Source organism: Sulfuriferula sp., assembly GCF_054605375.1.
In genome coordinates, this window is sequence record NZ_JBTSEG010000049.1 from 1 (window position 1) to 12,470 (window position 12,470).

At 55.6% G+C, this 12,470-nt stretch carries 7 protein-coding genes and 1 pseudogene; 5 read left to right on the plus strand and 3 right to left on the minus strand.

All coding sequences use genetic code 11. From position 1 onward, the window contains the following. The first annotated feature begins 661 nt into the window (after window positions 1-661). From ACYCZJ_RS15865 to ACYCZJ_RS15885, 5 genes and pseudogenes are all read left to right on the plus strand, one after another. Window positions 662-1,969, plus strand: a complete 1,308-nt coding sequence (locus tag ACYCZJ_RS15865; protein ID WP_461555197.1) for a WecB/TagA/CpsF family glycosyltransferase — start codon at window positions 662-664, stop codon at window positions 1,967-1,969. A gap of 217 nt (window positions 1,970-2,186) precedes the next feature. Then, window positions 2,187-3,509 (plus strand): UDP-glucose dehydrogenase family protein, encoded by a 1,323-nt coding sequence (locus ACYCZJ_RS15870; RefSeq protein WP_461555198.1) that lies wholly within the window; start codon window positions 2,187-2,189, stop codon window positions 3,507-3,509. A gap of 183 nt (window positions 3,510-3,692) precedes the next feature. Continuing rightward, the gene (locus ACYCZJ_RS15875; RefSeq protein WP_461555199.1) at window positions 3,693-5,096 is read left to right on the plus strand and encodes an undecaprenyl-phosphate glucose phosphotransferase; all 1,404 of its coding nucleotides are present in this window, start codon (window positions 3,693-3,695) and stop codon (window positions 5,094-5,096) included. 133 nt (window positions 5,097-5,229) lie between these two features. Next, the gene (locus tag ACYCZJ_RS15880; RefSeq protein WP_461555200.1) at window positions 5,230-5,793 is read left to right on the plus strand and encodes a PEP-CTERM sorting domain-containing protein; all 564 of its coding nucleotides are present in this window, start codon (window positions 5,230-5,232) and stop codon (window positions 5,791-5,793) included. A gap of 602 nt (window positions 5,794-6,395) precedes the next feature. Further along, window positions 6,396-7,286 (plus strand): annotated as a pseudogene (locus ACYCZJ_RS15885) (IS256 family transposase); the annotation flags it as partial. Here ACYCZJ_RS15885 and ACYCZJ_RS15890 read toward each other — a convergent pair. The 3 genes from ACYCZJ_RS15890 to ACYCZJ_RS15900 form a co-directional block, all read right to left on the minus strand. Then, the gene (locus ACYCZJ_RS15890) at window positions 7,247-7,651 is read right to left on the minus strand and encodes a hypothetical protein (RefSeq protein WP_461555201.1); all 405 of its coding nucleotides are present in this window, start codon (window positions 7,649-7,651) and stop codon (window positions 7,247-7,249) included. The pseudogene ACYCZJ_RS15885 and the gene ACYCZJ_RS15890 sit on opposite strands and share 40 nt — an antisense overlap. 502 nt (window positions 7,652-8,153) lie before the next feature. Next, window positions 8,154-8,720: a hypothetical protein gene (locus tag ACYCZJ_RS15895; protein ID WP_461555202.1), complete on the minus strand. Its 567-nt coding sequence runs from the start codon at window positions 8,718-8,720 to the stop codon at window positions 8,154-8,156. Next, window positions 8,717-12,470: RHS repeat-associated core domain-containing protein (locus ACYCZJ_RS15900; protein ID WP_461555203.1), on the minus strand; the 3,754-nt coding region annotated here is incomplete at its 5' end. The genes ACYCZJ_RS15900 and ACYCZJ_RS15895, both read right to left, overlap by 4 nt.

The window sequence follows — 12,470 nt, forward strand, 5'->3', positions numbered from 1 at the left end:
TTGACCATGCGGACTACTTCCAATTTAAAACCGGCATCAAATTGCCTGCGTTGCTTGCCCATCCAGGTTTCCTCCATAGGTGAATGATCCACCTATCGGAGTGTCTGTGTAAATTAGACCACTACAGGCCGGCGCGAGGGCCGATTCAAGTTGTGTCCATGGCAGTCGGTTCGCCAACACCGCGAGCGGGTGCTTGAGGTCAATCATCTGCTCCAGACGGGCGCGGAAAAAGTCGTCGGTCATCTCTTCTCTCAGCTGTCGATTTCTCTCGGGTTTCGGCACCTGTTATTTTAATTCCTGCGAGATTCCGGTGGGGTAAATTCAGCTAAATTCCTCTGCATATGCGGGATCGGAGGGTTTTGCAGGGGCGACTTCATAGTCCGAACGACTCATTGTTTCGTCACGTTGGAGACATTTCAAAAATCTACTATCACACACAGTCTTAACTCGCAGTTTCCGCGGGGAATGGGCGGGGAGAGAGAAGTTTTTGCGGCGGTTTTCCCTATCCATCCGGATTCTGTTCGACACAGATTCAACCATGAGGGAGAACCGACCATGAAACGCTTGAAGCTGGCCGTAGATTTAGCGACCACTACGCCGATCGAGCATGTGATCGTTGCCGCTGGCGGAAATGCCGCTTCCGACAAAAAGAATAACAACCATGCATGAGAAAAAAACAGCCGCCGTGCTATCGGCACCCATAGACGTGTTGACCTGGGAGCATGCGCTTGCGCGTATTTCGCGCTGGGCCGCCCGACGCGAGAGCCGTTACGTGTGTATCTGCAACGCACATGCGGTTGTGACTGCTGGACAAGACGCAGCCTTCGGTCGCGTGGTGAAAGAGGCCGATATGGCAACTCCGGACGGAGCGCCGGTTGCCTGGATGCTACGCAAACTGGGTTACATGGATCAGCAGCGTATCAATGGACCAGACTTGATGTGGAAATACTGCGAACAGGCTGCAAAAAATGGAGAGTCCATTTATCTCTACGGCAGCAGGCCGGAAACGCTGGAAATTTTACAGCGCCATCTGGTAGAAGCGTTTCCTGGTTTGCGGATTGCAGGTGCGCATTCTCCGCCGTTTCGGACGGCCACGACTGCTGAAGACGAAGCGGATGTGGCACGCATTAATGCTTCGGGCGCGAGTACGGTGTGGGTGAGTCTCGGCTGCCCCAAGCAGGAGCAATGGATGGCGACTCATCGTGGCAGAGTGAATGCTGTCATGATTGGTGTTGGTGCAGCATTTGATTATCACGCTGGTACGATCAGCCGGGCGCCGGTATGGATGCAAAACGCGGGGCTGGAATGGCTGCATCGCCTCGTTTCCGAGCCGCGCCGTTTATGGAAACGCTATTTGGTCACCAACACTCTGTTCGTGATTGGCGCAACCAGACAACTGGTTTTCGGCAATGCCCGGACTCGTGCGATCGAAAACGCCATGGTCGTGGCGCCGCTGGTTTCCGTTGGTCTGGTCGTGATGCGTGGCCAGGAGGTATTACTCAGTATGCGGAACAACCAATCGGCGCAAGCTTCCTGGTTTGTACCGGGCGGCCGTATTTTCAAGAATGAACCTATCCAGTCCGCGCTTGCACGTATTGCCGAAACCGAGCTCGGTTTGGGCGCCGCGCTCGCAGGGGGAAAGATTGTGCCTCAATGGCTTGGAGCATTCGAGCACTTTCACGCGGATTGCTTTGCCGAAGAAGCGGGCGTTCCATCGCATTATGTGGTGCTCGGCCACGAGTTGAATGTGGCGGAAGATTTCCCTTTGCCCAACCCCGAGAGGCAGCATGTGGAACTGCGTTGGTGGGCCATTACGGAAGCACTGGCTTCGCCAGATGTGCATCGCTTCAGCAAGGACTACTTTCAACAAAAGGTGCCTCGCCACGATCTGATTTCTCCAGAAGCTCCGGCAGGTGGGGCATTCACCTACGGTGGTGTTTTGGATGGGCAAGTAGCGCAGGTAATTTGATCAGCGTAAGGCTACGCAGTTGTAAGTTGGGTTTTGGACGCAGGTCTAAAGCTCAATCCACAGCCCATGATCTTGGGCACCAGCTCAATCCGCTGGCTCCCCAATATGGAAGGGGGTTGGTAAACCACTATCAGGCAGCAGCTTACCAGCCAACTCCAAGAAACAACTCTGAGGTAAGCCCTGGCTTTGCAGAGGTTAATTTAACCGGGAAATAACAATGAAAATCTCTGTCATTGGCACTGGCTATGTCGGACTTGTCACTGGCACCTGTCTTGCGGAAGTCGGCAACGACGTGCTTTGCCTGGATCTCGATCAAAGCAAGATCGATACGCTGAAATCGGGTGGCATACCCATTCATGAGCCTGGACTGCTGGAAATGGTGCAGCGCAATGTTGCTGCCGGGCGCTTGCACTTTACCACCTGCATCAAGGAAAGCGCGGCCTTCGGTAACGTACAATTTATCGCCGTAGGTACGCCGCCCGATGAGGATGGCTCGGCTGACTTGCAGTATGTGACTGCTGCCGCCCGCAACATTGGCTGTCACATGACTGAGTACAAGGTTATTGTGGACAAATCGACGGTGCCAGTCGGTACGGCAGATAAGGTGCGTGCCGCAGTCGCGGCCGAATTGGCCAAACGGGGTGCTGACATTCCTTTTGCGGTTGTTTCAAATCCTGAATTTTTGAAGGAGGGGGCGGCAATAGAGGATTTCATGCGCCCCGACAGGATTGTGATTGGTACTGAGGATGTGCGTGCAATTGCTTTGATGCGTGATATCTATTCACAGTTCAACCGCAACCATGACCGTATCGTGGTCATGGATGTGCGCTCTGCCGAACTGACCAAATATGCTGCAAACTCAATGCTGGCGACGCGTATCTCTTTCATGAACGAGCTCGCGATTCTGGCGGATAAATTGGGTGCCGATATCGAACAGGTGCGTCTGGGTATCGGCGCGGATCCGCGCATCGGTTTTCATTTTCTTTATCCGGGTTGTGGTTATGGAGGTTCCTGTTTCCCCAAGGATGTACAGGCACTAATCCGGACTGGACTGGAAAACGATGTGACTCTCAAGGTTTTGCAAGCCGTGGAAGCTGCCAATGAGGCGCAGAAACGGGTGTTGCTGGACAAGATTACGGCACGCTTCGGTTCTGATTTGCAAGGCATGCATTTTGCGATATGGGGGCTGGCGTTCAAGCCTGATACGGATGACATGCGTGCTGCGTCCAGTCGTGTTTTGATCGAAGGTTTGTGGGCGTTGGGTGCGACCGCGACTGCTTACGACCCGGTGGCGATGCAGGAATCAAGGCGTATCTATGGAGCTGATGCGCGACTCACTTATGCAGATTCGCCGATGAGTGCGCTGAAAGCTGCCGATGCGCTGGCGATTGTGACTGAATGGAAAGAATTTCGCGTGCAGGATTTTGCCGCAATCAAGGCTGCATTGAAGACACCAGTCATTTTTGATGGACGTAATTTATATGCTCCCTCGCAGGTTCGCGAGCAGGGTATTGAATACTATGCAATAGGCCGCCGCTAAGCCTGTTCAATAAGAGATTGCCAGGTTTTCATACGGAAAGCATTCAGGTAGAAGGCTTGACGAAGCATTGTCTGTCACCTGGAAAAAAGAAATGCCAAGAATGATCAATGCTGACCGGGAACATAAGGGAGATGTAACCTTGGTGTTGCAAGGCTGTCACGAACACAAGATAGACTGCCCCACATGAAAGAACTAGGACTTCGTCAAAATCATCAGCAGTGGCTATTCCGTCGCCAACTCTCGCTCGCCTCGCTGACAAAGCTGCTTCTCGATCCCATAGTCAGTATAGCCACGCTGGCTGGTGTTGTCTTGCTCAATGGGGAAAGTTTTGGCAGGGAATATCAGCTATTGTCCCTGATTATATTTTCGTTAACATTTCCCGGCAGCTGGCCTGAGCCGACTTTTCGCGCTTTCTTTAGCGATATCAGCCTGCCATGGTTTAGCGTGGCAGGAATGCTGCTGTTATTTGGTTATGCCGGAGGCTATGAAGATACCTTTCCAGTGGAAGTTATTGTCCAGTGGGTATTGTCTGTTCCGATCATGTTATTTATCGCGCATAGATTTGCTTCTCGCCTGCTTCCTCGGCTGATTGTGTTGGAAGGAGGAGAGCGTACCGCTGTGGTCGTCGGCGCTGGAAAGCTCGGCAGGCAGCTAGCTGAGGCGTTCGATTCAGATCGATATTCCGGAATAAAATTTGTCGGTTATTTTGATGACCGTATTCAATCCGACAGGCTTGTAGTAAGTAAAGGCAGCGTGCTGGGTACATTGGAAATCATCCCGGAATATGTAAAGAACAATAATATCGATATGGTTTACATCGCGCTCCCTGTCAGTTCTCAGCCGCGTATCGTCAAAATGCTGAACGAATTGCGGGACACTACCGCATCGATTTATTTTGTGCCTGATTTTTTTGTGTCGGACCTGATCCAGGCACGTATAGATCATATTCGCGGTATCCCTGTGCTGGCGATATGTGAAACCCCGCTCTATGGTATCAACAGGGTTGGAAAACGACTCTTTGATCTGGTTTTCTCGAGCCTGATGCTGTTATTGCTGGCGCCATTAATGGCTGTGATTGCATTAGGCGTAAAGCTCTCGTCTCCAGGTCCCATACTCTTCAAGCAGCGCCGTTATGGGCAGGATGGAGAGGAAATAATGGTGTACAAATTCCGTAGCATGTCAGTTTGCGAGGATAGTCATGAGGAGATTAGGCAAGCCACGAAAGGGGATATGCGGGTGACGCGACTGGGGGCTTTTCTGCGCAAATCGTCGCTGGATGAGCTTCCTCAATTCATCAATGTGCTTCAAGGCCAGATGAGCGTGGTGGGTCCGCGCCCACATGCGGTTGCGCATAACGAGCTGTATCGCAAACTTATCAATGGCTACATGCTGCGCCACAAAGTTAAGCCCGGTATTACCGGCTGGGCTCAGGTCAACGGTTTGCGCGGTGAAACCGAAACCGTGGAAAAAATGCGTGCACGTATTCAATACGATCTGGATTATCTGCGCCAATGGACGTTGTTATTCGACCTGGTGATCATCCTTAAGACTTTCCTTGTCGTGCTTAGAAACCGTAACGCCTATTGAATCCGGGAGTCGGATATCTGTAGTTTGAGTGTTGAGCCGCTTGCAAAATAGGCTACCCGAATTACACACACTGAAATCAAACGGTCGTGGGTGGACTGGCATAAAGTTGTCACCAATCAGGAAGGAGATAGTGATGCATAAATGGATTCAAGTACTGATGATTGTGCTCGCATTGACCACAACCTACCCTTCGGCCGCCTCAATCATTACTGGAGCCGACGGACCCTTCGCGCCCGTCACTGACTACACCCTGCCGTACCGTGCCGATGGTATCTTTGATTTCACTTCGATCGATATCGGCGCCAACATCACCTTGCGCTTTGATGCGAGGATGCCGAATATAACGCTACTGTCGCTGAGAGACATCCTGATCGCCGGATTGATCGACGCCACAGGGATTAACCTTATACTTGAAACGCCTGGGCAACTTATCCTCACCGGTGGTATCACTGCCGACGGCATCGACCTGATAGGGGGTAGGGGGCTTAGCAATGGAGCAACGAGCGGGAACGAGTGTCTCAGTATTCTGCCCCATGATTGTGGGTCTCTAATCCTTCCATCTATGCCTATTCTTTCTGCCAATCCGGTTGACCTGCAACCTGGAGCAGGCAGTATTTCTCTCTCTGTTCCGGAGCCAGGTACGCTGTGGTTGATGATGCTGATATTGCCTTTGCTGATGCGGCTTAAACGCAAATAGGACCGGCGCCAACCACCGTTTCATTCAATGCAAATTCAAATTTAACCAAGAATAATGAGTATCTCTTGTGCTGGAAAATTCTGGCTTTGCTGAATTGGATCGATCACTTTTCCTGGGTCATTGTGGGTGAGCGCGCCGATTACTACCGCTCAGGCGGCGATCCGGATTACCCCATCGGCGACGTTCAATTCCTTGCTGCAAATAAATCATTTCACACTTCCTGCGTTCACCATTCCTGCGTCGTTCGGACACATTGCGATGCTTGGCGTAGAGCCGATTATTTATGCGGACAAAACGCGTTTTCGAATCCAGCATGCGGGTAGTAATAAAGATAAAATCACTCTCGCGGTAGTAGGGTGCACTTGTAACAATATGAACGGGATGATCGGGTCGCGCTGACGATCATTTGCGAGCCAATTCAGAGCGGACTTATTGTGCATAGGGTTGGAAAGCGGCAGCTTCCTGTTCAGTCAGAAGGGTATGGTCGGAGGTGTTACCCATGATGAAGTCCCTGAGTTTGAGGAATAGGGGTGGGTCGAGCCTGTCAGATTTTTTGTGTGAAAGAAGTCATACGATAAAATTTATCCTTGGAGAGGATACGTATGACCACATTCGACAAAGCCACGCTGGACCAATTACTTGCCGGGGTAGACCCGGCCAATCCGCAAACGATGTTTACTGATGCCGGGCTGTTTGGGCAGCTCAAAAAGGCGCTTGCAGAAAGGATGCTCCAGGCCGAGCTCTCTCATCATCTGGAGCAGCAGCGCAGCGGTTCAAAACCGACGTACAACCACAAGAACGGCAGCAGCAAGAAGTCCGTGATGGCGGCCGAAACGAAGCTCACGCTCGATATCCCGCGCGACCGCGACGGCAGCTTCGAGCCGCAGCTTATTGCCAAGCACCAGCGGCGTCTTCCCGGCTTTGACGACAAGGTCGTATCGCTGTATGCACGCGGCTTGCCGGTGCGTGAAATTCAGGGTCATTTGACCGAGTTGTACGGCCTGGAAGTTTCGCCTGACCTGATTTCGACCATCACTGGCGAAGTGATGCAGGAAGTCACGGAATGGCAGAACCGACCTCTGGAACCGATGTACCCATTGGTCTTCTTTGACGCCCTGCGCGTGAAGATTCGCGACGAGGGCACCGTCAAGAACAAGGCGGTGTACTTGGTGTTGGGCGTGCGTCCGGATGGCACCAAGGATATCCTGGGCATCTGGATCGAGCAGACCGAGGGGGCCAAGTTCTGGCTGCGCGTGATGACGGAATTGAAGAACCGCGGCGTGGACGACATACTGATCGCGCTGGTTGACGGTCTGAAGGGCTTTCCGCAAGCGATCAATGCTGTCTTTCCGCAGACGCAGGTGCAGACCTGCATCGTGCATCTGATTCGCAACAGCCTCGATTTCGTCGGTTGGAAAGACCGCAAGCTGGTGGCTGCCGAGCTGAAAACCATTTACCGGGCCACGACGGAGGCCGAGGCGATGACGGCGTTGAGGGTCTTGGCCGTGCGGTTGCCTATCGGATCATAGGCATAGTTCTCCTGATTCGCCGCCGTGCCGTTGGCTACCTGGATCAAGCGGTTCAGCGCATCGTAGCTGTACACATAACTGATCGCCGTGCCGTTCACCGTCTCGGTCTGGGTGCTGCGGTTGCCGACCGCGTCGTAGCTGTAGACGTGACTGCTGATGACACTGGCACCGGCCTGGTTGGTCAGACTCGCCAGCGTATTGTCCGTGTTCCAGGTGAACTGCGCATCCACCCCGTTGGGGAACCACTTCTCGGTGAGGCGCCCGCCATTGTCGTAACTGAAGCTGGTGTAGTCGTAGTTGGGCGCCCAGATGCCGGCCAGCCGTCCCACCGGGTCGTACAGGTAATCGGTGCGGTTGGCGTCGGGTTGTTAAAGAACAGGGGTGCTGTGGCCATCAACGCATTCGGCGCAATGCGCTTCGCTTATTGACGCCCTACCATTACACGTTACGTGCGTTGAGTGCGCCTTACGCGTTAAAGATAGAACAGAAACCCCCGGCGTACCGCAGCCACAGCGGAGCGACCGGGGTTTTTGTTTTTAAAAGGAAGGAACGACAGGCCACGCCGGCATCGAGCCACCCTGACCTGAGCAGGCATCCAGGGTAAATGGCCTATCGGCCAATGAACATAACCACGGCTTATGCAAAGTGCGCCCATTCACCAGGCAAGCTGGCTCGGTCGGCGCACCGCTGCGCGCCCGCTCGGGTTCGCATAAGGGATGGTGATGTCTGGCGCCCCGGATGCCTCCACGCATGCACGCTTTTGGCCGGCGTGCCCAAAGGCACAGGTGCGCAAATTCAAAAATTTTCGGCGGACGGGCGGTAATGCCGATCTCAGATCATTTTTGCCCAGATGTCATAGAGTTCGCGCAAGCTTTTGCCTGTTCTTTCCTTGCTAGCCGCACCATACGCAAGCGTCACCAACATACGAACAGGGTTAAAGGGGGCTGCCCCGAATTCCACGAGAACTGGCTGCCCATAGTCAACGTATTTTTTGTTGCCGAACGGTTGATTCCACTGAAGCGTTGGGTGATTCTTTAGAAATACCTGGCTCAAATACATGCCTACGTCCATTGCTAAGGAGAAGGTGCGGTTCGTTAACTCCTCTCCGGGAATTTCAATGGGATAGGTAGAGCGGGATTCAATCTCATGGAGTTCACCCTGTGTCCTTAGTCGCGTCTCGACTTGCGTGACGAACCAGTCGCCCAACAGCTCAAGCGATGTCGGCGTTAAGTCTGGCTGCCATGAATCAAATCCTGGTGTCTGTTTCACTGCCTTAGTAAGTTCTTCCACCCTCTGCGGAAGAATGTTCTGGAACCACTCGAAATAGTTCTTGAGTTCCTTCTTGGACATCTCTCGAAATTTGAGCGTGAATGGCGGTTGAATGATCGCGTAGGTCATGGTTTGTGAATGATGACGTTGATGCCATTTTGCTGCAGCATGTTCAGCAAAGGCTGCGATGGCCCACCGACCCCGGTCACAGGGCTGGTGAAGAAATTCCAAGTTGAGCTCTTAATTTGCTGCGTTTGAATCAACTCAACATCCTTTGAAATCTGCAATGCGTTAGATTTCGTCAAACTTGCATAGCCTACTTTGGATTCATTCGCTACGCCACCAACCAATTGGTCAATATAGCGACCACCTTGACTGGTAGGGAAATAAACCTGCGATTCCCCACCCAGTGTTTTAAGGACATTCTCGCCAATTTTCCCCGTTGCACCAATTGCTGTTTTCGCAGCAGCACTCTCTCCTCCCGTCCCCATGGCAAGAGCCGCATCGGCCAGAGCCCCCACGCCCCACAACGCAGCCGTTCCGTAGTTACCCGCGTTATAGCTGGCCGTCGCATTGTTCATCGCTTCGGCACCCGGCGCCACCTTGGCCAGACTTTGCGCCATGCTTGTCAGTCCATTGCCCACATCGGTCAGTGTGGTCTGGAAGTAGTTGCCGCCCTGCGCAAGGATGAGCGGGCTCTGCGCCTGCAGCCCCAGCGGGTCAGTTAGATTGACCGGGTTGTTGCCCACATAGGTGTACAGATTGATCCCGCCACCCAACCCAATCGGGTCACGACTTACGAATCGTCCGATGGTCGAATCGTAATACCTGGCCCGATAATAGATCAACCCCGTCTCGTCCGGTTCCCTCCCCGTATAGCCATACCGGGTTTGCGTCCCGGTACTCGCAATCTGATTCCCCCACGCATCGAAGCGCTGCGTCGCATCCGTCCCGCCCAGATTGTTCGTCACCCCCACGATACTCCCCAGCCCATCATGATGGAAATACTGCGCCGCCGTCGCCGTGATGCGCTCGATCGGCTCGTCCTGATTCGGCCCGTGCGTGTATTGCGCCGTCGGGGTTCCCCAGCTGGCCCCGTACTCCGCCACAATATCCGGCCCGCCATAGAGGAAATTGGTAGTCGTTGACCCGACGGTCTTGGCAATGCGCCGGCCGCTGTCATCGTAAGCATAAGCCTGATTCGCCTGCCCGGTCCTGCTGGCCTGGACCAAACGGTTCAGCGCATTGTAGGCCAGCGTGAGCCCGGTGTCGCTGCGGCTGGTCAGGCTGCCGTTGGCGTCGTAGGCGAGGCTCGCCAGCAATGGCCCGGCCGCATTGGTCTGATGAATCTCCTTCAACTGATTCGCCGCATCGTACACATACGCCACCGTGCTCGGCGTGGTGGCGTTGAGTGTCTTGGCCGTGCGGTTGCCGACGGGATCGTAGGCGTAGTTCTCTTGATTCGCCGCATTGCCGTTGCTGACCTGGGTCAGGCGGTTCAGCGCATCGTACTGGTAGCTGTAGCTGATCGCCGTGCCGTTCACCGTCTCGGTCTGGCTTACCCGATTGCCCACTGCGTCGTAGGCATAAACGTGACTGCTGACGACGCTGGCCCCGGCTTTGTTGGTCAGGCTGGCCAGGGTGTTGTCAGTGTTCCAGGTGAACTGCGCATCCACCCCGTTGGGGAACCACTTCTCGACGAGGCGCCCGCCATTGTCGTAACTGAAACTGGTGTAGTCATAGTTGGGCGCCCAGATGCCGGCCAGGCGTCCCACCGGGTCGTACAGGTAATCGGTGCGGTTGCCGTCGGAATCGATCATGCTGTTCAACATCCCGCCCGGACTGTAGGCGTAGCTCAGGCGCTTGCCGGCGCGGGAATCGCTGACCTGGGCCAGGCGATGGCTGGCATCGTACTGGTAGCCGTAGACCACGCGCGGCGCTTGCACTTGAGTCGGCTGGCCCAGGGTATTGCGGGTATACGTGGTGATCTGGTTATTGGCTTCTTTCAGGGTCAGCAACTGATGCCCGTAGCCCCAGGTGAATTGGGTCACTTGTCCCTTGGCGTCGGTGATGCTCACGGGGTTGTTGTTGCTGTCGTATTGGTAGCTGGTGATGTGGTTGAGCGGATCGGTCTCCCTGAGCTTGCGGCCGAAGTCGTCATAAGCCACCGCGAGCTGGGGGTTCACCACGTCCGCGGCGCTGCCTATCCCGCTGGTATCGGTGGTATAGCCGGCCGCCGTCAGGGTGCGGTTGCCCAGATTGTCGTACTGGAACACGGTCACCGGGCGCAGATTGCCCAGGCTGGCATCGCTGTAGACCGGCCCGACGACGCGAACCGGGCGGTTGAGCTCGTCGTATTGGGTCAGCGTGACCCGGCCCAGGTTGTCGGTGACGGAAACGACGTTGCCGTTGGCGTCGTAGTCAAACGTGGTGGCGTGGTTGGCGGCGTCGAGGGTCTGCTTGAGCCGGCCGTCGCGGCTCGCGTCGTAATAGACGTAGTTCACCGTGTTGCCGTTGGGGTCGGTGACGGTCCTGGGCTTGCCCTCCAGGTCCAGGCTGCGGGTGACGCTGTGGTTTTCCTGATCGTAGGCTTTGACCAGGTGGTTGGCCTCGTCGTACTCGAAGCCCAGGGTGTAGTTGTCGGGGCTGGTGATCTGGGTGAGGTTGCCCGCGGCGTCGTACTGGTAGGCGGTGACGTTGCCGCCGGCGTCGGTGCTGGACACCTTGCGGTCGGACTGATCGTAGCCGGCGCTGCGGCTGTCCGCCAGGGTGGCGGCGCCGGGCGCGCCGAGGTTCAGGCGCTCCAGCACCGGGTTGCCGTTGGCGTCGTACTGGAGGTCGCGCAGGTTGCCCAGCGCATCGCTCGCCTGGATGGCGCGGTCGACGCTGTCGTAAACCGTTTGCGTGGCCTGCCAGTCGGCGTCGATGCCGTTCTTGACCCGGCCCAGGCTGTCGTAGGCCAGCGCAGGCGAGACGTCGTTCTCGGCGGCGCCAATGACGCCGTCGCCGTTCTTGTCGCCAAAGCGGGTGAAGCCGACCACGTTCAGGCTTTGTGCGTCGTAGCCGGACTGCCAGGTGGGGCCGGTCAGCGCGGATGGCGTGGCGGCCTGGGTGGCGAAGTCGCGCACCTGTTTGCGCGTCAGCGGGTTGCCGTAGGCGTCATAGCTGTTCACGCCCCAGGCGACGAGGTCGGCGGCGGCGGGGGTGTAGATCGCCGGGTCGATAGCGGCGCCCAGGCCGGTTTTAAGTTGCAGGCTCTGGGTCAGGTTGCCGTGGGCGTCGTACTGCATCACGCTGGTGTTGCCGCGTGCGTCTTTCACCTTGCCGGGCTGGTTGTAGGCGTTGAAGTTGCTGTAGGCGACGGTGGCGCCAGAGGGATTCGTGATCTGCGTGACGTTGCCGTTGGCGTCATAGGCGTAGCTGGTGACATCGCCTTGCGGATCGGTTTTGCTGAGCCGGTTGTGAAGGCTGGCGGGACTGGTGTCGTAGGTATAGGAGTGCTGCGCGCCGTTTTCCTCAGTGATTTGCGTGGGGTCGCCGTTGGCGTTGAACAGGAAGCGCCGCGTCTGGCCGCGCTCGTTGACCTGCACCGTTTCCCTGCGGAAGGTGTTGTAGGTGAAGGTATTGGTCTCGCCCAGCGTGTCGGTGTGGCGGAACACGCGCCCGTTGGCGTAGTACTCGAACGTCATGCCGTTGCCGCGCGGCAGGGTATAGCTTTTCATGGCGTGGTTGACATTGATGCCGTCGGCGGCGCTGTAATAGGTGTAGCTGACCGGATTCTGCGACCCTGCCAGCGCCAGCGGGTTCTTGAAGCTGGTCAGGTTACCGTTGGCGTCATAGCCGTATTGGTAGGTGCGCCCGCTCCAGTCCTGCATCTGG

Bases quoted from the DNA above. Each gene is read 5' to 3' on its own strand.
- ACYCZJ_RS15895 (WP_461555202.1), bottom strand. From the start codon at position 8,720: ATGACCTACGCGATCATTCAACCGCCATTCACGCTCAAATTTCGAGAG.
- ACYCZJ_RS15880 (WP_461555200.1), top strand. From the start codon at position 5,230: ATGCATAAATGGATTCAAGTACTGATGATTGTGCTCGCATTGACCACA.
- ACYCZJ_RS15870 (WP_461555198.1), top strand. From the start codon at position 2,187: ATGAAAATCTCTGTCATTGGCACTGGCTATGTCGGACTTGTCACTGGC.
- ACYCZJ_RS15865 (WP_461555197.1), top strand. From the start codon at position 662: ATGCATGAGAAAAAAACAGCCGCCGTGCTATCGGCACCCATAGACGTG.
- ACYCZJ_RS15875 (WP_461555199.1), top strand. From the start codon at position 3,693: ATGAAAGAACTAGGACTTCGTCAAAATCATCAGCAGTGGCTATTCCGT.